The sequence below is a fragment of the Curtobacterium sp. Curtsp57 genome (assembly GCF_047324335.1).
GTDB lineage: Bacteria > Actinomycetota > Actinomycetes > Actinomycetales > Microbacteriaceae > Curtobacterium.
Genome location: NZ_CP168511.1, coordinates 1,739,012 through 1,758,293, shown reverse-complemented (window position 1 = coordinate 1,758,293; position 19,282 = coordinate 1,739,012). Strand labels below are relative to the sequence as shown.

At 71.7% G+C, this 19,282-nt stretch carries 19 protein-coding genes; 8 read left to right on the top strand and 11 right to left on the bottom strand.

Annotated elements, in window-relative coordinates; all coding sequences use genetic code 11:
* Positions 1–182: 182 nt before the first annotated feature.
* Positions 183–1,052: a VOC family protein gene (locus ACEN9V_RS08320; protein WP_413602849.1), complete on the bottom strand. Its 870-nt coding sequence runs from the start codon at positions 1,050–1,052 to the stop codon at positions 183–185.
* A 100-nt stretch (positions 1,053–1,152) separates the two neighbouring features.
* Here ACEN9V_RS08320 and ACEN9V_RS08315 point away from each other — a divergent pair, with 100 nt between their 5' ends.
* The 3 genes from ACEN9V_RS08315 to ACEN9V_RS08305 are packed head-to-tail and all read left to right on the top strand — an operon-like array spanning position 1,153 to position 3,225.
* Positions 1,153–1,725, top strand: coding sequence for a hypothetical protein (locus ACEN9V_RS08315; protein WP_413602848.1), 573 nt, complete (start codon positions 1,153–1,155; stop codon positions 1,723–1,725).
* Positions 1,722–2,336, top strand: a complete 615-nt coding sequence (lepB, locus tag ACEN9V_RS08310) for a signal peptidase I (RefSeq protein WP_413602847.1) — start codon at positions 1,722–1,724, stop codon at positions 2,334–2,336. Before ACEN9V_RS08315 ends, lepB begins: the two co-directional genes overlap by 4 nt.
* 43 nt (positions 2,337–2,379) lie before the next feature.
* The gene (locus ACEN9V_RS08305) at positions 2,380–3,225 is read left to right on the top strand and encodes a helix-turn-helix transcriptional regulator (protein ID WP_413602846.1); all 846 of its coding nucleotides are present in this window, start codon (positions 2,380–2,382) and stop codon (positions 3,223–3,225) included.
* 6 nt (positions 3,226–3,231) lie between these two features.
* On the opposite strand, the gene ACEN9V_RS08300 is transcribed toward ACEN9V_RS08305, so the two are convergent.
* From ACEN9V_RS08300 to ACEN9V_RS08280, 5 genes are read right to left on the bottom strand one after another with little or no spacing between them, the layout of a single operon-like run.
* On the bottom strand, positions 3,232–3,555 hold the full coding sequence (locus ACEN9V_RS08300) for a hypothetical protein (protein ID WP_413602845.1): 324 nt from the start codon (positions 3,553–3,555) through the stop codon (positions 3,232–3,234).
* Between the two features lie 16 nt (positions 3,556–3,571).
* Positions 3,572–4,237: a response regulator gene (locus ACEN9V_RS08295; protein ID WP_413602844.1), complete on the bottom strand. Its 666-nt coding sequence runs from the start codon at positions 4,235–4,237 to the stop codon at positions 3,572–3,574.
* On the bottom strand, positions 4,234–5,478 hold the full coding sequence (locus ACEN9V_RS08290) for a sensor histidine kinase (RefSeq protein ID WP_413602843.1): 1,245 nt from the start codon (positions 5,476–5,478) through the stop codon (positions 4,234–4,236). The genes ACEN9V_RS08295 and ACEN9V_RS08290 overlap by 4 nt, the downstream gene beginning before the upstream one ends.
* Before the next feature lie 51 nt (positions 5,479–5,529).
* A complete protein-coding gene (locus tag ACEN9V_RS08285) occupies positions 5,530–6,333 on the bottom strand; it encodes an ABC transporter permease (protein ID WP_413602842.1) in 804 nt (267 codons plus the stop codon).
* Complete coding sequence (locus ACEN9V_RS08280; RefSeq protein WP_413602841.1) at positions 6,330–7,247, bottom strand: ABC transporter ATP-binding protein; 918 nt, start codon at positions 7,245–7,247, stop codon at positions 6,330–6,332. Before ACEN9V_RS08280 ends, ACEN9V_RS08285 begins: the two co-directional genes overlap by 4 nt.
* A 166-nt stretch (positions 7,248–7,413) precedes the next feature.
* Here ACEN9V_RS08280 and ACEN9V_RS08275 point away from each other — a divergent pair, with 166 nt between their 5' ends.
* Positions 7,414–8,616: a PP2C family protein-serine/threonine phosphatase gene (locus ACEN9V_RS08275; RefSeq protein WP_413602840.1), complete on the top strand. Its 1,203-nt coding sequence runs from the start codon at positions 7,414–7,416 to the stop codon at positions 8,614–8,616.
* A 33-nt stretch (positions 8,617–8,649) separates the two neighbouring features.
* Here ACEN9V_RS08275 and ACEN9V_RS08270 read toward each other — a convergent pair whose 3' ends face one another.
* Positions 8,650–9,525 carry a phosphoribosylaminoimidazolesuccinocarboxamide synthase gene (locus tag ACEN9V_RS08270; protein WP_402728130.1) on the bottom strand — a complete coding sequence of 292 codons (876 nt, stop codon included), beginning with the start codon at positions 9,523–9,525 and terminating at the stop codon, positions 8,650–8,652.
* Complete coding sequence (purD, locus tag ACEN9V_RS08265) at positions 9,522–10,790, bottom strand: phosphoribosylamine--glycine ligase (RefSeq protein WP_413602839.1); 1,269 nt, start codon at positions 10,788–10,790, stop codon at positions 9,522–9,524. The genes ACEN9V_RS08270 and purD overlap by 4 nt, the downstream gene beginning before the upstream one ends.
* A 57-nt stretch (positions 10,791–10,847) precedes the next feature.
* On the opposite strand from purD, the gene ACEN9V_RS08260 reads away from it, so the two are divergent.
* A complete protein-coding gene (locus tag ACEN9V_RS08260; RefSeq protein ID WP_413602838.1) occupies positions 10,848–11,210 on the top strand; it encodes a sterol carrier family protein in 363 nt (120 codons plus the stop codon).
* A 242-nt stretch (positions 11,211–11,452) separates the two neighbouring features.
* Here the strand turns inward: ACEN9V_RS08260 and ACEN9V_RS08255 are convergent, their stop codons facing one another.
* Positions 11,453–14,023 carry a LuxR C-terminal-related transcriptional regulator gene (locus tag ACEN9V_RS08255; RefSeq protein ID WP_413602837.1) on the bottom strand — a complete coding sequence of 857 codons (2,571 nt, stop codon included), beginning with the start codon at positions 14,021–14,023 and terminating at the stop codon, positions 11,453–11,455.
* A 108-nt stretch (positions 14,024–14,131) separates the two neighbouring features.
* On the opposite strand from ACEN9V_RS08255, the gene ACEN9V_RS08250 reads away from it, so the two are divergent.
* On the top strand, positions 14,132–14,527 hold the full coding sequence (locus ACEN9V_RS08250; protein WP_413602836.1) for a hypothetical protein: 396 nt from the start codon (positions 14,132–14,134) through the stop codon (positions 14,525–14,527).
* A 72-nt stretch (positions 14,528–14,599) separates the two neighbouring features.
* On the opposite strand, the gene purF is transcribed toward ACEN9V_RS08250, so the two are convergent.
* The gene (purF, locus tag ACEN9V_RS08245) at positions 14,600–16,057 is read right to left on the bottom strand and encodes an amidophosphoribosyltransferase (RefSeq protein WP_281266914.1); all 1,458 of its coding nucleotides are present in this window, start codon (positions 16,055–16,057) and stop codon (positions 14,600–14,602) included.
* A gap of 72 nt (positions 16,058–16,129) precedes the next feature.
* Between purF and purM the strand changes: the two genes are divergently transcribed.
* Entirely contained in the window at positions 16,130–17,224 is a 1,095-nt protein-coding gene (gene purM, locus ACEN9V_RS08240; protein ID WP_413602835.1) for a phosphoribosylformylglycinamidine cyclo-ligase, read from the top strand.
* 515 nt (positions 17,225–17,739) lie between these two features.
* Here the strand turns inward: purM and ACEN9V_RS08235 are convergent.
* On the bottom strand, positions 17,740–17,961 hold the full coding sequence (locus ACEN9V_RS08235) for a DUF3073 domain-containing protein (protein ID WP_281266916.1): 222 nt from the start codon (positions 17,959–17,961) through the stop codon (positions 17,740–17,742).
* A gap of 161 nt (positions 17,962–18,122) precedes the next feature.
* On the opposite strand from ACEN9V_RS08235, the gene ACEN9V_RS08230 reads away from it, so the two are divergent.
* Positions 18,123–19,232 carry an FAD-dependent oxidoreductase gene (locus tag ACEN9V_RS08230; protein WP_413602834.1) on the top strand — a complete coding sequence of 370 codons (1,110 nt, stop codon included), beginning with the start codon at positions 18,123–18,125 and terminating at the stop codon, positions 19,230–19,232.
* Positions 19,233–19,282 lie beyond the last annotated feature (50 nt).

Below are 19,282 nucleotides of genomic sequence, written 5' to 3'. Positions count from 1 at the left end.
GGGGGCGGCAGCGGGCGGCGGCGGGTGGCGGGGCGGGCTGGTGTGCTCCGCCAAAGCGACACTCTTGCGCGACCCGAGCGAGTGCAGTCCGCGAAAGCGACAGATTCGCGGAGAAGTTCGGCGGCGTTCTGTCGCTTTGGCGGACAGCGGGGTCCGGCCGCGCGGCGGGCCGGCCGCGCGGGTCAGCCGCGACCGGGGGCCGTGACCTCGATGCGGTTGGCCCAGGGGTCCTCGAACGCGACCGTGCGGCCGTCGTCGGCGGTCTGCACGCCGGTGTCCCGCATCCGGGCGACCAGCGCGCCGAGGTCGTCCGCGGCCGGGACCTCGATCCGCACGAGCCCCAGCCCGAGCGCGAGCTGCCGGCGTCCGGCGCCGCGGGAGTTCCACGTGTTCATCGCCATGTGGTGGTGGTAGCCGCCCGCGCTGACGAACAGTGCCTCGCCCCAGCCCGCGGTGGTCTCGAAGCCGAGCGTGTCGACGTAGAACGCCCGCGCCGATGCGACGTCCCCGACGGACAGGTGCACGTGTCCCACTCGGGCCGGACGTGCTCCGGCGTCGGACAGCCCGGTCGACGTCAGGTGCTCCTGCAGGAACGCGTTCGGGTCGACGTACTTCGTGTCCATGTCGACCATGCCGTGCGTCCACGACCACGCGGTGCGGTCCCGGTCCCAGTAGAGCTCGACGCCGTTGCCCTCGGGATCAGCGCAGTAGAACGCGATGCTCACGAGGTGGTCGGCGCTGCCGGTGAACGTCTGCGGGTACTTCGTCGCGACGGAGTACAGCGCAGCCGCCAGGTCCGCGCGACTGTCGAAGAGGATCGCGGTGTGGAACAGGCCGGCCTCGTGCGGTCCGGCGTGCTGCATGGCGGGCGCGTGCTCGAGGACGACGATCGGCGTGGTGCCCCGACCGAGCACGGCGACGCCGCCCTCGTTCGAGAAGAGCGACAGGCCGATGCCCTCGCGGTAGTAGCCGATCATCCGGTCGAGGTCCGCGACGCGGAGGGTGACGGCACCCATCCCGGTGTCGGCGGCGAGGAGGTCCTGCGTGTGCATGGGTTCAGTGTGCGCCCATTTGGTTGACGCGTCAACCAAATGGGCATCGCACTCGGCGTCCTGTCGGCGAGGTGCACCCCGACAGGGCCAAGATGGTGGGATGCCCCGCTCACGACCCGCGCGCGACCGCGGCCGCGCGCCCGACCGTGTCCGCGGTCGTCGACCGGACCGGGGGGCGTTCCCCGTCGAGCAGATGCGCGACCGGATGTCGTCGTACATCTACGGCAACATCACGGTCCTCGCCGCGGCGATCGCCGTCGACCCCGCAGCGATCCACCACGGTTCGGCGGTCTGGGCCGTCCTCGCGACCGCGGTGCTGACCTACCTGGCGCACGTGCTCTCGCACCTCGTCGCGCACGGGATCGGCGACGACGAGACGGACGACGACGCACGCCGGGAGTCCGTCGTGACGATCGTGCGCAACGCGAACCCGATCGCGACGTCCGGGCTCATCCCCGCCGTGCTCTACGCCGCGGCCTGGGTCGGGTGGATCCCGGCGCAGTGGGCGCAGACCGCCGCGCTCGTCATCCTGGTCGTGCGCATCGGCATGGTCGGCGTCTTCATGCAGCGGTTCAGTGGGAAGCGTCCGACGTTCCTCGGGCTCTGGGGCGGCATCGTGCTCGCCGCGGTCGCCTTCGTGATCGGACTCGTGAAGGTGGTGCTGACGCATTGAGTGAGACGTCGACCGAGCGGAAGCGCCCCGGGTGGAAGTTCCTGCGGGACCTGGTGATCATCGTCGTCGCGGCGCTGCTCGCCTCGTTCCTCGTGAAGGCGTACCTGGTGCGCTCGTTCTACATCCCCTCGGCATCGATGGAGAACACGCTCCTGGTGGGTGACCGGGTGCTCGTGAACGAACTCGTGCCGAAGGCGGTCGGCCTGCAGCGCGGGGACGTCGTCGTGTTCCAGGACCCGGGCGGGTGGCTCGGCCCCGGCATGGGCGACGACCTCATCAAGCGCGTCATCGGGCTCCCAGGCGACACCGTGTCGTGCTGCGATGCCGATGGCCGGCTGCAGGTCAACGGACACGCGGTCGACGAGCCCTACGTGGTGCTGCAAAGCGGCTCGAACCGGGTCTCCGGCCAGGACTTCACCGAGAAGGTCCCGGCCGGGCAGATCTGGGTGATGGGCGACAACCGCTACGACTCCGCCGACTCCCGCGTGCACGGGACGGTCCCCGAGTCGGACGTGGTCGGGCGGGCGTTCGTCATCACCTGGCCGGCGAACCGGTGGTCGGTGCTGTCCCGGTACGGCGACGAATGGGACCAGGTGCCGGACGCGGGCTGATCCGGTAGCGTTCCCTCGGACTCTGCGGACGGGAGGTCGGCGATTGGCGGACCAGGACCCATTCGAGTACGTCACGGGTGGCGACGACGACGTCATGCTCCGGCGGATCGGGACGAGCGGTCCCCAGGCCGGCACCATCGGGCCCCGACCGACGCACGTGCTGTTCTGGCTCGCCGACGGGCACGCCGTCGTGACCGCCGACTCCGGTGACCGGTGGGAGGTCGGACCGGGACGGCCGCTCATGCTCTCCGCGCCCGTCGCGTACGCGTTCGACACGGACGCGAGCCGGATGACCCTGCTCCACCTCTCGCCGGCGTTCCTCGCCGCGGTGGCCGCACGAGGAGAGGACGTCGGCGATCCCGAACCCGGTGAGTTCGTCCAGCCCGATGCCTCCGACGTGCGACTCGAGCCGCTCCGGACCCTGCTGCGGGAGCTGACCTCGCAGATCCTCGACCCGGAGCTGCCCGATGCCGAGCGGCGCGCGGTGAACCGCCGGGTCGCCCGGGTCGTGCTCTCGACGTTCACCCGCTCCCGTGCCGACGTCGAGAACCGACTCCGTCGTGCCGTGCGGTTCGTCCACGACCACGCCGGAGACGACATCGCGGTCGGTGACCTCGCACAGGCAGCGGGGCTCAGCGAGCGCGGCGTGCAGGACCTGTTCCGCCGGACCCTCGACGTGACGCCGATGCGGTACCTCCGCGAGGTGCGACTCGACCGGGTGCACCTGGAACTCCTCGCGCGTCCGGCGCGCGGTGTGGTGACGGTGCGGGACGTCGCGGGGAAGTGGCAGTTCGCGCACCTCGGGCGGTTCGCTGCCGCGTACCGGGAGCGCTTCGGGGAGAGCCCGCACGAGACCCTGGTGCGGTCGGAGCCGCGCGACCGTGCCTGAGGGCGGTCAGCAACCGCTGGACGTCAGCGTGACGTCGGTGACCTCGCCGCTGTGCACGGTGGCCTCCTGCGGGCAGAGCTCGTCCGCGTGGACGGTGACCTTGCCCACGGCGACGCCGGCGAAGTCGACCGTGCCGCCCGGGAAGACCCGCTGGTGCGCAGCGATCCGGCCGTTCGGCACGGAGACCTGCACCTCGTACGGGTGGTCCGCCTCGTTGCCGGACACCGTGACGGAGATGCGACCGGTGGAGTCCTGGGCGCCGCACCCCGTGAGGGTCATGGCTGCCGCGAGACCCAGGACGAGGGCAGCGGGTACGGAGCGGCGGAACACCCCACCAGCCTAGGCGTCAGCGAGCGGATGCCGAGCCCGAGCCCGAGCCCGAGCCGGAGCGCGACCCGAGCAACCACCCGTTGTCGGCGGCGACCCGCAGCGCCTCGGTGGCGTTCCGCGCCGCGGTCTTCCCGATCGCCGCCGAGAGGTGGTTCCGCACGGTGCCCTCGGACAGGTGCAGCGCCCCCGCGACCCCGGCGACGGTCGGTGCCGTGCGGAACGCGATGAGCACGTCGGTCTCCCGCGGGGTCAGCGGCGACGGTCCGGCGGCGAGGGACTCGGCCGCGAGCACCGGGTCGACCACACGGAACCCACCGGCGACCCGGCGGACGGCGTCGGCGAGCTGTTCGGCGGGGGTGTCCTTGACGACGAAGCCGGAGGCGCCGGACTCGAGCGCGCGTCGGAGGTACCCGGGACGCCCGAACGTGGTGACGATGAGCGACCGGCACGAGGGCAGCGACGCGGCGAGCTGGGCAGCGGCGGTGAGTCCGTCGGCCCCGGGCATCTCGACGTCGAGCAGGGCGACGGTGGCACCTGATGCACGTGCGGCGTCGAGGACCTCGTCGCCCCTGGCCACCTGCGCCACGACGTCGATGTCGCGCTCGAGGGACAGCAGGGACGCCAGCGCTCCCCGGACGAGCGCCTGGTCGTCGGCGAGGAGCACCCGGATCGGTTCGGTCATCGTCGTCCTCGCTCGACCCGGAGCCGGAAGCCGCCGAGGTCGCTGGTGCCGGTGGTGATCGTCGCCCCCACGGCGTCGGCGCGTTCGTGGAGCCCCCGCAGGCCGTTGCCGCCGAGCACCGGACCGGCGGCGGGCACCGGCCCGCCGGCCGGGACCGCGAGCAGGCCGGTGCCGTCGTCCTCGATCGTGAGCGCGGTGCGGGTGAGCGTGATGCGGACGGTCGACGCCGATGCGTGCCGGATGACGTTCGTCACGCCTTCGCGGAGGACCCAGGCGAACAGGCTCCGCACGTCGGTGGCGGCGACGGTCTCGTCCGACGCCGGCGGGACCGTGCCGCTGATCGACGCGGCGGACAGCGCCGCGCGGGCGGAGACGAGCTCGGCGCCGAGCGACGCCTCGCGGTAGCCGCTGACCGCCTGCCGCAGCCCCTGGAGCGCCTCGCGGGCGAGTCGTTCGACGTCCTGCATCTCGGTCTTCGCGCGCTCGGTGTCGACGTCGACGAGGCGTGCGGCGAGCTCGGACTTCATCGCGACGACGGTCAGCGAGTGCCCGAGGACGTCGTGCAGGTCGCGGGAGAACCTGGCGCGTTCCTCGACCACGGCGAGCCGGGTGATCTCGTCCTGGGCGACCCCCAGCCGGTCCTCGGCTTCGCGCTGCCGCCCGAAGAACAGCATCGACGCCCCGATGGACACCGTCACGACGGGTGCGAAGAGGATGCCGTTCGCCGCGGCCGTGCTCCAGCCGATGGCGGTCACGACGGCGAACTCCGCGAGGCACACCGCCGCCACCATGACGACGACGAGCCAGAGCCGCGCCGCGACGAACCCGCAGAGCGCGACGACGAGCAGCCACGACCACACCGCGGCCGGTCCCACCGGGACGAGGAGCAGCCCGGCGAGGAGCGCCATGCCCGCGAGCACCACCACGCGGAACGACAGGGAACGGCGCCACAGCAGCTCCGGGACGAGCATGTACGCCGCGTAGAAGCAGAGCAGCGCTGCCGTCGCCACGACGCGGTCGGCGACGGACCCGCCGTTCGTCCACACCGCGACGACGAGCAGCGCCTGCCAGAGCAGCCCGAAGACGGCGCCGCCGTACCAGCGCTTCCGCGCGACCCGGACCTCGTCGTCGGTCGGCCCCGGTGCGACGGCCCACGGGAAGGACCGGTCGGGACGCGGACGGGAGGCCCGGTGCGCGTCCGCCGCGCCCCGTGCCTCCGCCGTCCCGGTCGCCTGGTCCATGTCGGCCAGCGTAGAGCGCAGCGTCACCGGCACGTCATCACCGGCACATCATCACTGGCGCGCCGCGTCGCGGCGGTAGCGCCACATGATGACGGCCCCCAGGACGATCGCCCAGCCGAGGAGCACGAGCGCCGGTTCGAGCATGCCGCTCGTCCCCGTGGCCCCCGCGCCCATCTGCCCGATGCGGTTGAGCCAGTACGACGGCAGCAGGTGCGCGACGCCGCCCATCCAGCTCGGCATGATCGACAGCGGGACCCACAGCCCGCCGAGGATCGCCAGGCCCATGAACACGACCATGAACAGCGGCTGCGCGAAGGTCGGCTTCGCGAACTGCCCGATCAGGATCGCGATGAGGGCGAACGGCACGACGCCGCACCAGATCCCGAACCCGGCGGCGAGCCAGCGCATCGGGTCGAGCGACGCTCCGAGCGCGAGCACGGAGACGAGCGTCGTGATCGTGATCGAGATCGCGGCGAACGCCATTGCGGCGATGACCTTCGACACCAGGAACCCCCAGCCGGACAGCGGCGTCACCCGGAGCTGGCGGTTCCAGCCGATCGAGCGTTCGTTGACGATCGCGAACGCCTGGCTGAGTGCCGCCATCATCGCGCCGTACGCGGCCATCTGGAGCGTCGTTACGACGAGGTACTGCAGCCCCGTCGTGGGGTCCTTCGTCGAGCCGTAGGCGGCCCCGAAGACGAGGAGCATGACGACCGGGACGGCGAACGTGAACACCATCGCGCGGACGTTGCGCATCTGGCGCTTCGTCTCGAGGAGCACGTACCGGATCGGCATGCGTCCGCGGACGGCGGTGTTGGGGAGCGGGGCGGCGATCGCCGCGGCGGTGGTGGTCATGCGCTGACTCCTGGCTGGTCTGGCTGGTCTGCGGTGAGGGCGAGGAAGGCGTCGTCCATCGTGGAGGCGACCACCTCGATGTCGTGCGCCTCCGGGAACGAGGCGAGGAGGGCTCTGAGCGTCTGGTCCGAACGGTCGGTGCGGAGCGTGACGGAGCCGTGACGGGCCTCCAGTCCGACCGTGCCCGGCAGACCGCGGAGCGCGACGTGCGCGGACTCCTGCACCCCGCCGAAGCGGATCGTGCGGGTCGCGGCGATCGCCTTGATCTCGGACGGCGTGCCGTCGGCGACCACGCGACCCGATCGCATGATGACGATGCGATCGGCGAAGGTGTCGGCCTCGTCGAGGTAGTGCGTGGCGAACACCACCGTGCGCCCGGCGTCCGTGAACTCGCGCATCGACGACCAGAACACGTGCCTCGCCTCGACGTCCATCGCCGCGGTCGGCTCGTCGAGCACGAGCAGGTCGGGGTCGGAGACCACGGCGACCGCGAAGCGTGCGCGCTGGAGCTGCCCGCCGGACAGCTTGTTCACCCGGCGACCCGCGATCTCCGTGCACCGTGCGCGACGGAGCGCCTCGTCGACGGGCATCGGGTTCCTGTGGGCGGCGCCGACCAGCGCGACGATGTCCCGGACGGTCATGTCGGGGAGCAGCGCACCACCCTGCAGCATCGCGCCAACCCGCCCGTCGACGACGGCGGCGCGGGGGTCCTCGCCGAAGAGCCGGACCGAGCCGGAGGTCGGCGTGGAGAGTCCGAGGGCGAGGTCGACCGTGGTGGTCTTGCCGGCGCCGTTCGGACCGAGGAGGGCGACGACCTCGCCCGGACGGATCGTGAGGTCGATGCCGTCGACCGCGGTCACGGCGCCGAAGCGCTTGCGGAGACCGCTCAGCTGGATGACTGGTGTGCTGTCCATGACCCCAGCGTCGTGCGGGCGGGCGCCCCGTGCCTCTGCCGGGCGTCACGGATCGACCGTGACATCCGTCACGGGTGTCCCGTGCGCTGCCTGTCCCGTGCACTGGGGGCATTGGTCCACAGGACGGGGGACAGGCGATGTCCGGAAGGCGCGTTAGCGTTGGTGCATGACCGGTGAGACCGCGACGACCCTGAGGCCCGACTCCGCATCGGAAGCCGTGCGTCGCGGGGCGCTCCTCGCCGCGCTCGACGTGGTGAACGGCAGCGCCGAGGAGCGGTTCGAGCGGATCACCCGCATCGCACGAGAGGCCTTCGGCGTCTCCGGGTCGTTCCTCAACCTCGCCGGTGAGACCCACCTGCTCCTGAAGTCGCAGCAGATCGAAGCGCGGTTCGACCCGTTCATCCCGCTCGAGGACACGTTCTGCGGGCGCACGCTCGGGCAGGACGGGCCGGTCCTCGTCCCCGATGCACAGGCCGACCCGCGCTACGCGGACCTGCCGATGGTCACCAGCGACCCGAACGTCCGGTTCTACGCCGGCGTCCCGCTGCGCGTCGGGAGCGACGCCCTCAAGGTCGGCACCCTCTGCCTCATCGACCCGACGCCGCGGACGCTCGGCGCCGACGACCTCGCCCTGCTCGAGGAGCTCGGGACCTGGGCGGAGCGCGAGCTCGCAGCCGGCGCGGACGAGGACCGGATGCGATCGGTGCTCGCCGGGCTGTCCCCGCGGGAGGTGTCGGTGCCCGGCTACGCGGTCTCCGGGCTGTCGGTGCCGCACGGCGTCGTCTCCGGGGACTTCCACGAGTGGCACGTGTCGGATGGTGCGCTGTACGTGACCGTCGCGGACGTGATGGGGAAGGGCATGTCGGCCGGGCTCCTCGCCGCCGGCATCCGCGGGGCCGTGCTCGCCCGCGGTACCGCCGAGCCGTCGGCGGCGATCGCCGGGGTCGAGGCCCAGGTCGCGCCGGAGCTCGGTCGCGCGTCGTCGTTCGCCACGCTGTTCCACGGACGGCTCGACCCGGCGTCCGGCCGACTCGACTCGGTCGATGCCGGCCACGGGCTCGTGCTGCAGCTGCACGCCGACGGCACCGAGACGATCCACCGGTCGCTCGACCTGCCGATCGGCCTGCACCCGTCCGGGGTTCCGCGTTCGACGGGCTCCCTGCTGCTCGAGCCGGGTGACACGCTCATCGTGGTCAGCGACGGGGCGCTCGAGCTCTTCGACTCCACGCTCGCGTCGCTCTCGAGGCTCGGCGGCGTCTACCGTGCGTCCGGGTCGTCGCAGGAGTTCCTCGAGCGGGTGCGGGCGCGCGCGGCGTCGCACGACCCGGGCGACGACCTCACCGTCGTCGTGCTCTCCCGCGACGCCTGACGCGCGACGGGCAGCCCTGGCGGACGGGCGCGGTCAGGCGCCGAGGCGCTCGATGAGCTCGCGGTAGCGGGCGGCCGTGCGCTCGACGATCTCGTCGGGGAGGACCGGCGGCGTGCCCTGCTTGTCCCAGTTGGCGCTGAGCCAGTCGCGCACGATCTGCTTGTCGAACGAATCGGTGCGGTTGCCCTCGGCGTAGGTCGTGGCGTCCCAGTAGCGGCTGGAGTCGCTCGTCAGGACCTCGTCCCCGATGCGGATCTGACCGTCGGCGTCGTGCCCGAACTCGAACTTGGTATCCGCGATGATGACGCCGCGCTCGAGGGCGATCGCCGCCGCCTCGGAGTAGACGTGCAGCGAGCGGTCCCTGAGCTGCGTCGCGACCTCGGCGCCGACGAGCTCGACGGTCCGCTCGAACGAGATGTTCTCGTCGTGCTCGCCCTGTGGCGCCTTGTACGCGGGCGTGTAGATCGGCTCCGGCAGCCGGTCGCCGTTCGAGAGCCCGGCGGGGAGCGGCACGCCGCAGACGCTGCCCGACTCCTGGTACTCCACCCAGCCGCTGCCGACGAGGTAGCCGCGGACGACGCACTCGACGGGGAACATCCGCAGGGGCATGACGTGCATCGAGCGGGAGGCCACCGAGTCGGGCACCGGCGTGCTGGTCGCCGTCGGGGTCAGCAGGTGGTTCGGGACGTCGCCGAGCTGGGTGAACCAGAACCGGGACAGGCGCGTGAGGAGCTCGCCCTTGCCGGGGATCGGCGGCTCGAGTGCGAAGTCGTACGCGCTGACGCGATCCGACGCGACGAGGAGCAGCTCGGTCGCGGTGGCGACCGAGGCGGTGTCGGCCGGGACGTAGAGCTCGCGGACCTTGCCGGAGGAGACGTGCTGCCAGCCGTCGACCGCGGGCGCGCTCATCGGGTGACCTTCGCGGCGATGTCGGTGCGGAACTGGGCACCGTCGAGCGTGATGTCGTGCAGGCCGGCGTAGGCACGGTCGCGGGCTTCGGCGAAGTCGGAGCCGGTGGCGACGACGCTGAGCACGCGCCCGCCCGTCGCGACGAGGTCGCCGTCCAGCAGGCCCGTCGCGGCGTGCAGCACGGCGACGCCGTCTCGGGCGTTCGCCGCGTCGATGCCGGAGATCGGACGGCCGGTCTGCGGGTTCTCGGGGTAGCCCTGGCTGGCGAGGACCACCGTCACCGCGGCGTCGTCGCGGAACTCGGGCTCCGGGGCGCCGCCGAGCTGCCCCGTCGCGGCCGCCAGCATCAGCGCGCTGAGCGGGGTCGCGAGGCGGGGGAGGACCACCTGGGTCTCCGGATCGCCGAAGCGCGCGTTGAACTCGATGACGCGGACGCCCTGCTCGGTGACGATGAGCCCGCAGTAGAGGAGCCCGACGAACGGCGTGCCCTCGTGCTCGAGTCGGCGGACCGTGGGGAGTGCGACGAGGTCGGCGACCTCTGCCACGAAGGCGGCTTCTGAGCCCCATCGGTCGGCGAGCCACGGCAGCGGCGAGTACGCGCCCATGCCGCCGGTGTTCGGACCGACGTCGCCGTCGCCGAGACGCTTGTAGTCCTGTGCGGGGCTGAGCGCGCGGACGTCGTGACCGTCGCTGAGGAAGAACAGCGAGACCTCTTCGCCGTCGAGGAACTCCTCGACCACGATCGGGCCGTGCTGGAGCCAGTAGGTCGCGTGGTCGATGGCGGCCTGACGGTCGTCGGTGACGAGGACGCCCTTGCCGGCGGCGAGCCCGTCGGCCTTGACGACGTGGGGTGCGCCGAGTTCGTCGATGGCGGCGACGGCTTCGTCGATGGTGCCTGCGGAGACCGGGCGGCCCGTCGGCACGTTCGCCGCCGACATGATGCGCTTGGCGAAGGCCTTCGATCCTTCGAGCGCTGCCGCGGCCTTGCTCGGCCCGAAGACCGGGATGCCGCGGGTGCGGACGGGGTCCGCGACACCGGCGATGAGCGGCGCTTCCGGACCGACCACGACGAGTTCGATGCCGTTCTCGATCGCGTACTCGGCGACGAGGGGCCCGTTCGTCGGGTCGAGCGACACGGTCTCGACGTCGGCGGCGATGCCGGCGTTGCCCGGCGCCGCTGTGATGACGTGGCCGGCCTGTTCTGCCAGGAGCGCCGTGATGATCGCGTGCTCGCGGGCACCGGAACCGAGGACGAGGATTCGCACCCGATCAGCCTACCGAGCCCGACCGGCGCCTCGCGATGCACCGGCTAGCCTGTGGACATGCCGAGCAGGACCATCGACGACGCCGAGGGAGCCGCGGCGCTCCGAGCCGTGCTCGCCGGTGCGACCGACCGGCCGACGACGGCGACGGCGGTCAGGTGGACGCTCCAGCGTCTCGCCGAGGACGTCCCGGGGAACAGCGTCGAGGTGCGGGTCCCGCCGTTCGCAGCCGTCCAGGCGGTCCCGGGCCCGAGGCACACGCGCGGGACACCGCCGAACGTGGTCGAGACCGACGGGGCCACGTGGATCGCGCTGGCGACGGGCACGCTGACCTGGACCGAGGCCGTCTCGGCAGCGCGGGCGAGTGCGTCGGGCGCGCGGGCGGACCTCACGGCATACCTGCCGGTGCGGACCGGCGTCTGACGACACGCCGAGTGCATACCGATCGGCATCGAATTAGGTAGTCCCTACCGATGTGGCACGGAGACCCGGGCACGTAGCGTGGGAACCGAGTTGAAGTCGCCGGGATTCGGACCCGACCCGAACGGGTCCGAACCCGGCGACAGCGACCACCGTACGCGATGTCCGGCCCTTCGTGTGCACCATTCGGCGTGGCGTGCTGCATTCCGCAACGGAACTGCGGTTCCCGGCCCGCAGAGCGCGCATCAGAGCAGCTCGGCGAGCTCCGACCGTGCGTGCAGGTCCCACTTGCCGAACACGCGTGACAGGTGGGCGTCGATCGTCCGGACCGACAGCCCGAGCTGCTCGGCGATCCGCCGGTTCGAGAGCCCCTGCGCAGCGAGTGCCGCGACCTCGTACTCGCGGCGGGTGAGCGGAGGACGCTGCGCCCGACCCGCCGTGACGGCCATGCCGTGCGTCGCGAGGACGGCTTGCGCGTCGGCGATCCGCGTGCGGTCCCGCGACCGGATGGCGTCCGAGTACTCGACGATCGCGCTCGCGAGCGGGCCGTCGACCCGTGTCGCTGCTTCGCGCATGCGGTCGAGCGACGCGGTGGAGTCCCGCCCGTTCAGCATGTCCATCGTGTAGTGCAGCGTCTGCGCGTACAGGACGTGCATCCACGCCCCGCTCGCGGCCGCCCGGTCCATCAGCTCGTCGGCGTGCCGGAGCCCAGCGGGGTTGCCGAGCACCGCCTCGGTCCAGCAGATGGTCGTTGCGATCTGTTCCCCGGTGATGCGCATCGCCCGAGGCGGGGTCGCTCGGGCGTGCTCGAGTGCGGCGTTCGCCTCCTCTGCCCGGCCCGAGAAGGCGTACGCCATGGCGAGCCGTGCCCAGGGGTAGGCGCCGAAGCCACCGTGGTCGGCCACCGCGTACCGCTCGCACGCGGCCGAGAACGCCGTGATCGCGTCGTCCCACCGGCGCTGCCCGATCGCGAGGTTGCCGGCACCGATGAGCTCGAGGGTGAAGTCGTACTTCAGGAACGGGCTCGACCGGTTCAGCGAGACCTGGGTGATGAGGCCGTCCATGTCGCCCCGCCACACCTGGACCTGGTGCAGCACGGACATCAGCTCGCCCACGCTCCACGGAGCCTCTTCGATGTGTGCGGTCGCGGTCGTCAGCGCCGCCGTGCCGAGGCGCATCGCGTCGTCGAGCCGGCCGGCCGTCGCCAGTGCCATCACGGCGCACGGCGCGAGGCAGAGGAACGACATCGGCACGGTCGGGGCGTCCACGATCCCGGAGCGTTCGATCTCGGCACGGATCTCCCCGAACCGACCGCCCCAGCCGAGGTGCGACAGTCGGAGCAGGCGGAGCCGTTCGGCGGCCTCGGGACCGACGAACCCGATCGCGACGTCGGTCAGGGCGACGGCCGCCAGGGTGTCGTCGTCGTGGAACTGCCGGATGTTCGCGAGCGTCTCGCACGCCTCGATGACGGCGTCGTCGTCGACAGCGCCGGCACCGGCGATCGCCCACGCCGCCTCGGCATCGGCACGTCCGGCCTCTCGACCGTCGCTGTAGCCGCGGGCGAGCGACCGCAGGCAGAGCGCGGCCACCCGCTGGGTCGGCGAGAGCTCGGCCCGGAGCGCGGCGGTGGCCAGGGCGACCGCGCTCTCGAGCTCCTGCAGCCGCACGGCGACGTGCGCCGCGTCCAGCAGCTGCGGCACCGGCGGCAGCACCCCGCACTCGAGCGCCCACAGCGCAGCCCGCAGCCGCGCGGCCGGCAGCGCCCCGGAGTCGAGGTCGGCGCGGAAGGCGTTCGCGCGGGCGAACAGCATCGTCCGGCGCGCGACCGGCACCAGGGACCGGACGACCTCGCCGACGAGGGGGTGCGACGGCCGGACCGCTGGGGCGCCCTCGTCGAGGGAGTCGATCCGGACGAGTCCGAGCGCCACGACCCGGTCGACGTCGCCGCCGCTCACCAGCCCGAGCAGTCGGGACAGCGGGATCGGGTCGGCGAGCGCGACGATGTCGACGACGTCGCGGAGGTCCTCCGGCAGTGCGCCGAGTTCCGTGCGGTACATGTCGGCGAGGCTGTTGGACGCGGTGATGCGCCCGCGCCAGTACCAGCCGGACGCCGTGTGCTCGAGGGCCCCCGACGTCAGCGCGGCACGGACGACCTCTCGGAGGTAGAGCGGGTTCCCGGCGGTCGCCCGGTGCACCCGTTCGACCGACGCCGCCTCGAGCGGGGCTCCCAGCGCCTGGCCGATGAGCGCCGCGGTGTCGTGGACGTCGAGCGGGTCGAGGTCGATCCGCTCGAGGACGTCGTCTTGCCACAGTGCGCGGAGCGGCTCGGCGAGCGCGGTGAAGTCGCGGCAGGTCAGCACGATCCTGGCGCCCTGGTTCCGCACGAGCCACGCGACGTACCTGGCGGAGATCGCGTCGAGGTGGTCGGCGTCGTCCACCCGCAGCAGCAGGTCGCGGTCGACGAGGTCCGCCGTTTCGCGCAGCCGCTGTTCGGCGCCCGCCTCGTCGGCGAGGAGCTCCTCCGGGAGTTCACCGAGGCGCTCGGACACGGCGCCGAACGGCATCGACGCCCCGGTCGCCACGGCGGTGATCGGCACGACGAGCGTCCTGCCTTCGGTGTCCCGTCGTGCGACCCGGTCGGTCACCCGTGCGGCAGCGGTGCTCTTCCCGAGCCCTGGTGCGCCGACCAGGGCGACGCTGCACCGGTGGTCGGCGACGACGGCGACGGCGCGGTCCTCCTCCCGCCGCTGCGCGATCGGCCACGAGATGCGCGCCGGGACACCGGGGTGTCGGTCAGCCGCCGTCGATCCGTTCACCCCGCGTCACCTCCACCCGTGGGATACCACTCGATCCGCTCCATCCTCTCGCGGATCCGCACGCGAACACAGGCCGGAGCACGTCCCACAGTGGGGGACAATGGACTCGTGAGCAACACCGATCGACCCGACGACGCTCCGGTCCCGACGCCCGGCACCGTCTCCTCCTCCGACGAGGTCACCATCCGTCGCGCCCCGAAGTTCGGCGTCTTCATCGTCGGTGGAGCGCTCCTCGGCTTCGTCGTCACGCTGATCGTGATCTCGCTCACCATGAACCTCGACCGCGGCGACCAGCAGGAGACGCAGAGCTTCGGCAGCCTGGTGGGGTACTTCGGCCTCTGGGGTGTCGCCATCGGCGGGTTCGTCGGCGCGCTCGTCGCGATCGTCCTCGACCGCGTGCTCTCCCGCCGCGCGGCGCGGCTCACCGCGGAGCGCGTCGAGGTGGAGATGCCGCCGGAGACCGTGGAGGGCGAGATCGAGGACCACGGCGACCAGGCGCGGTAGTCGCGACCAGACCAACGGACGGGAGGCCCGGTGCCAGCTGGCACCGTGCCTCCCGTCCGTCGTCTCGTTGCGTCAGCTGAGCTGGTTCGCCTCGACCCAGGACAGGTACTCCGGGCTCACCGTGCCGGTGACGTACTCACCGGTGAAGCAGCTCATCTCGAGGTCCGTGACGTCGGAGCCCTCGATGATGGCGTCCCGCATGTCGCCGATCTCCTGGTAGATCAGGTGGTCGCTGCCGAGCACCCGGTTGATCTCGGGGATCTTGCGGTCGTGCGCGATGAGCTCCGCGCGGGTCGGCATGTTGATGCCGTACACGTGCGGGTACCGGACCGGGGGAGCGGCGGAGGTGAAGGTGACCTCGTTCGCGCCGGCGGCACGGGCCATCTCGACGATCTCCTTGCTCGTCGTGCCGCGCACGATGGAGTCGTCGACGATGAGGATGTTCTTGCCCTTGAACTCGGACGACATCGCGTTGAGCTTCTGGCGCACGGACCGCTTGCGCTCCGCCTGCCCCGGCATGATGAACGTCCGGCCGACGTAGCGGTTCTTGTAGAAGCCCTCGCGGTACTCGATGCCGAGCTTCTGCGCGACCTGCATCGCTGCGGGACGGCTCGAGTCCGGGATCGGCATCACGACGTCGATGTCGCCGGTCGGGGCGTGCTGCGCGATCGTGTCAGCCAGACGGTTGCCGAGGCGCAGGCGGGCGTCGTAGACGGAGATGCCGTTCATCACCGAGTCCGGACGGGCCAGGTAGACGTACTCGAACGAGCACGGGACCAGACGCGGGTTCGCCGCGCACTGGCGGGCGTGCATCGTGCCGTCCATCTCGACGAAGATCGCCTCGCCCGGGGCGACGTCGCGGACGATGTCGTACCCGCCGGACTCCAGCACGAGCGACTCGGACGCGACGACCCACTCGGACTTGCCGGCGTCGTCGAACTTGTGGCCGAGGATCAGCGGCCTGATGCCGAACGGGTCGCGGAACGCGAGCAGTCCGTGCCCGGCGATCGTCGCGATGGCGGCGTACGAGCCCTCCACCCGCTGGTGCACGCGCTCGACGGCGTCGAACACCTGGCCCGGGTCGAGGTCGGCCCCACGCACCTGGCCCTGGAGCTCGTGCGCCAGGACGTTCACCAGGAGCTCGGTGTCCGAGCTGGTGTTGAGGTGCCGGCGGTCGATGTCGAAGAGTTCACGCGTCAGTTCCCGCGTGTTCGTCAGGTTGCCGTTGTGGACGAGGACGATGCCGTACGGCGCGTTCACGTAGAACGGCTGCGCTTCTTCCTCGTTGCTGGCGGCACCCTTCGTGGCGTACCGGACGTGGCCGAGCCCCATGGTGCCGAGGAGGGCACGCATGTCACGGGTGCGGAAGGACTCGCGGACGTGCCCGCGGGTCTTGTGCATGTGGTGGATGTGACCCTCGACCGTGGCGATGCCCGTCGAGTCCTGTCCCCGGTGTTGCAGGAGGAGCAGAGCGTCGTAGATGGATTGATTAGCAGGCCCCTGCGCAACGAGGCCGACGATGCCGCACATTCGCGGTGTGCTCCAGACCGTAGAATCGGGTGGTACCGAACAAGTCTGCCATGCCACGACGGAGGACTCCGCATGCCCAACCCGTACGCAGAGGCCGGGGTCGACACCGCCGCAGGTGATCTGGCCGTCGAGCTGATGAAGTCCGCAGTGGCGGCGACGCACAACGACTCGGTCCTGGGTGGTGTCGGTGGGTTCGCCGGGCTGTACGACGTCTCGTTCCTGAAGGACTTCTCACGGCCGCTGCTCGCGACCTCGACCGACGGCGTCGGCACGAAGGTCGCCATCGCGCAGGCGATCGACAAGCACGACACCATCGGCCAGGACCTCGTCGGCATGGTGGTCGACGACATCGTCGTGGTCGGTGCGAAGCCGATGTTCATGACCGACTACATCGCGTGCGGCCGGGTCATGCCGTCCCGGATCGCGGACATCGTCGCCGGGATCGCCCGCGGCTGCGCCGAGACCGGCACCGCGCTGGTCGGCGGCGAGACCGCTGAGCACCCCGGGCTCCTCGGGCCGGACGACTACGACGTCGCGGGCGCGGCGGTGGGCGCCGTCGAGGCCGACTCCGTGCTGGGCGCCGATCGCGTTCTCGACGGGGATGTCGTCCTGGCGATCGCGTCCTCCGGTCTGCACTCGAACGGGTACTCGCTCGTCCGGCACATCCTCTCGACCCGCGGGGTCGGGTACACCGACTCGCTGCCGGAGTTCGGCGGGCTCGTGGGTGAGGCGCTGCTCGAGCCGACCCGGCTCTACACCTCCCCGCTGCTCTCCGTGATCTCCTCGAGCGACGGTGCGGTCCACTCGCTCTCGCACGTGACCGGTGGTGGCATCGCGGCGAACCTGGCACGCGTGCTGCCCGTCGGCTCCTGGGTCGAGGTCGACCGTTCGACGTGGGAGCCCCTCCCCGTGTTCCGCGTGCTCGCCTCCATGGCGGGGACGCCGATCGAGGACACCGAGAGCACGTGGAACCTCGGCATCGGCATGTTCGCGGTCGTGTCCGCTTCGGCTGCTGCGTCGGTCGTCGACGCGCTCGGGACGGCCGGGCTCGCGGCCTGGCAGGTCGGCACGGTGTCGATGTCCGCGCGGGACCTCGACGGGTTCGAGCAGGGGGCGAAGGGCGTCGACGGCGGCGCCGTGCGGCTCGTGGGGAGCTACGCCGGCTGAGTCCGCGCGGGCGTCGTCGGGTCGCGGTGCCGGCTCGACGTGGTCGCTCTGTCGACGCAGGTCGACACCGTCGTTGTCGTACGACAGCGGGCCTGTCGTTGGTTGCGGGCGCGGGCTGTTGCGGGTGCGGGCTGTCGTCGCGCGCAAGGTGCGACACCGTCGTTGTCGTACGACAGCGGGCCTGTCGTTGGTCGCGGGCGCGGGATGTTGCGGGTGCAAGGTGCGACACAACCGCTGTCGTACGACAGCGGGCCTGTCGTTGGTTGCGGGCGCGGGCTGTTGCGGGTGCGGGCCGTCGTCGCGCGCAAGGTCCGACACCGTCGTTGTCGTACGACAGCGGGCCTGTCGTTGGTTGCGGGCGCGGGCTGTTGCGTGTGCGGGCCGTCGTCGCGCGCAAGGTGCGACACAACCGTTGTCGTACGACAGCGACCCTGTCGTTCTGGGTCGCGAGGGCGAGCGGCACGCGGAAACGCCGCGTCACCCCGGAGGGTGCGCGGCGTCACTTGACCAGGAGGTCAGGCGGACTTGTTCTGGTCCTGCTGGGGCTCGAACTCGTCGTCGCCCTCGAGCTGGTCATCCCCGTATTGGTCTGCCCAGCGGTCGACGTAGGAGTTCTCGTCCGAGTCGTGCCCGGCGGAGAGCTCGCGTTCGAGCGCACCGTAGTTCGTCTCCGGGCTGAAGTACTTCAGCTCCCGGGCGACCTTGGTGTGCTTTGCCTTCTGACGGCCGCGCCCCATGCGTGACCCCCTCGTGATCGGCTCGTGTCCGGTGCTACGGGAGACGAGTCATCACCCGGAGAATCCGAACGGTTCGTGGTTGGAAATCTGCCGATCACTCTACCATGTACCCCTATCTGGACATGGCCGAGCGGTGCGCGCGTCCAGCAGAATCGGATGTGATGACGGACGCGACACCGACCCCTGACGACCAGCACGCCCGGGTGGTCGTGATCGGTGCGGGGCAGGCTGGTCTCTCCGCGGCCTACCACCTGCGCCGGCTCGGACTGCGGCCAGGGAGCGACGTGGTCGTCCTGGACCGGGCGCCGAGCACGGGTGGCGCGTGGCAGTACCGCTGGGAAGCGCTCCGGCTCGGGTCGGCCCACCGCGTGCACGACCTCCCCGGCATGCGGGCGATGGGCCTGCGGTTCGACGACGCCGATCGGTCCCGACCCGCGCGCGACGTCGTCGGTGAGTACTACCGCCGGTTCGAGCAGCACTACGACCTCCAGGTCCGACGGCCGGTCACCGTGACGAGCGTCACCCGTGCGGGAACCGGACTGTGCGTGACGACCCGGACGCCGGACGGCCGTGTCGCCCGGATCACGGCGGATGTGGTCGTCTCCGCGGCGGGCACCTGGGGCACGCCCTTCGTCCCGTGGTACCCGGGGCGCGACACCTTCCGCGGGCGGCAGATCGACACGACCGAGTACCGGTCGGCTTCGGAGTTCCGGGGGCAGGACGTCGTCGTGGTCGGCGGTGGGACGAGCGCGATCGGCTTCCTGCTCGAACTCGACGGTGTCGCGCGGTCGACGAGGTGGTTCACCCGTCGACCCGTGGAGTGGTCCGACACCGCTGGGCTCGACCTGGAGTCAGCGGTCGCCGCGGTGGACGAGCAGGACCGCGCGGCCCGGGCGGGGGAGACCCTGCCGAGCATCGTCAGCGGCACGGGCGTCCCCGTTTCACGCCGCATCCGCGCGGGGATCGACCGCGGGGTCCTGCACGCGGAACCCGTGTTCGTCGCGATGGAGCCGGACGGGGTGGTCACCCGCGCGGGCGAGCACGTGCACGCCGACGCGGTGATCTGGGCGACGGGCTTCCGGGCCGACCTCCGGCACCTGGCACCGCTGCGGCTCCGGACATCGGGCGGCGGCGTGGTGGTCGCCGATGGGCGGTCGGCGGACGAGCCCCGGCTGTTCTTGGCCGGCTACGGTCCCCAGGCGTCGACGATCGGGGCGAACCGGGCCGGCCGGCTCATCGCACGCCAGGTGGTGGACGAGCTCTCGCGCTGAGCGACAGTTCTCGGGCGCGAACCCGCGAGAAGTGTCGCTACGCGCGAATC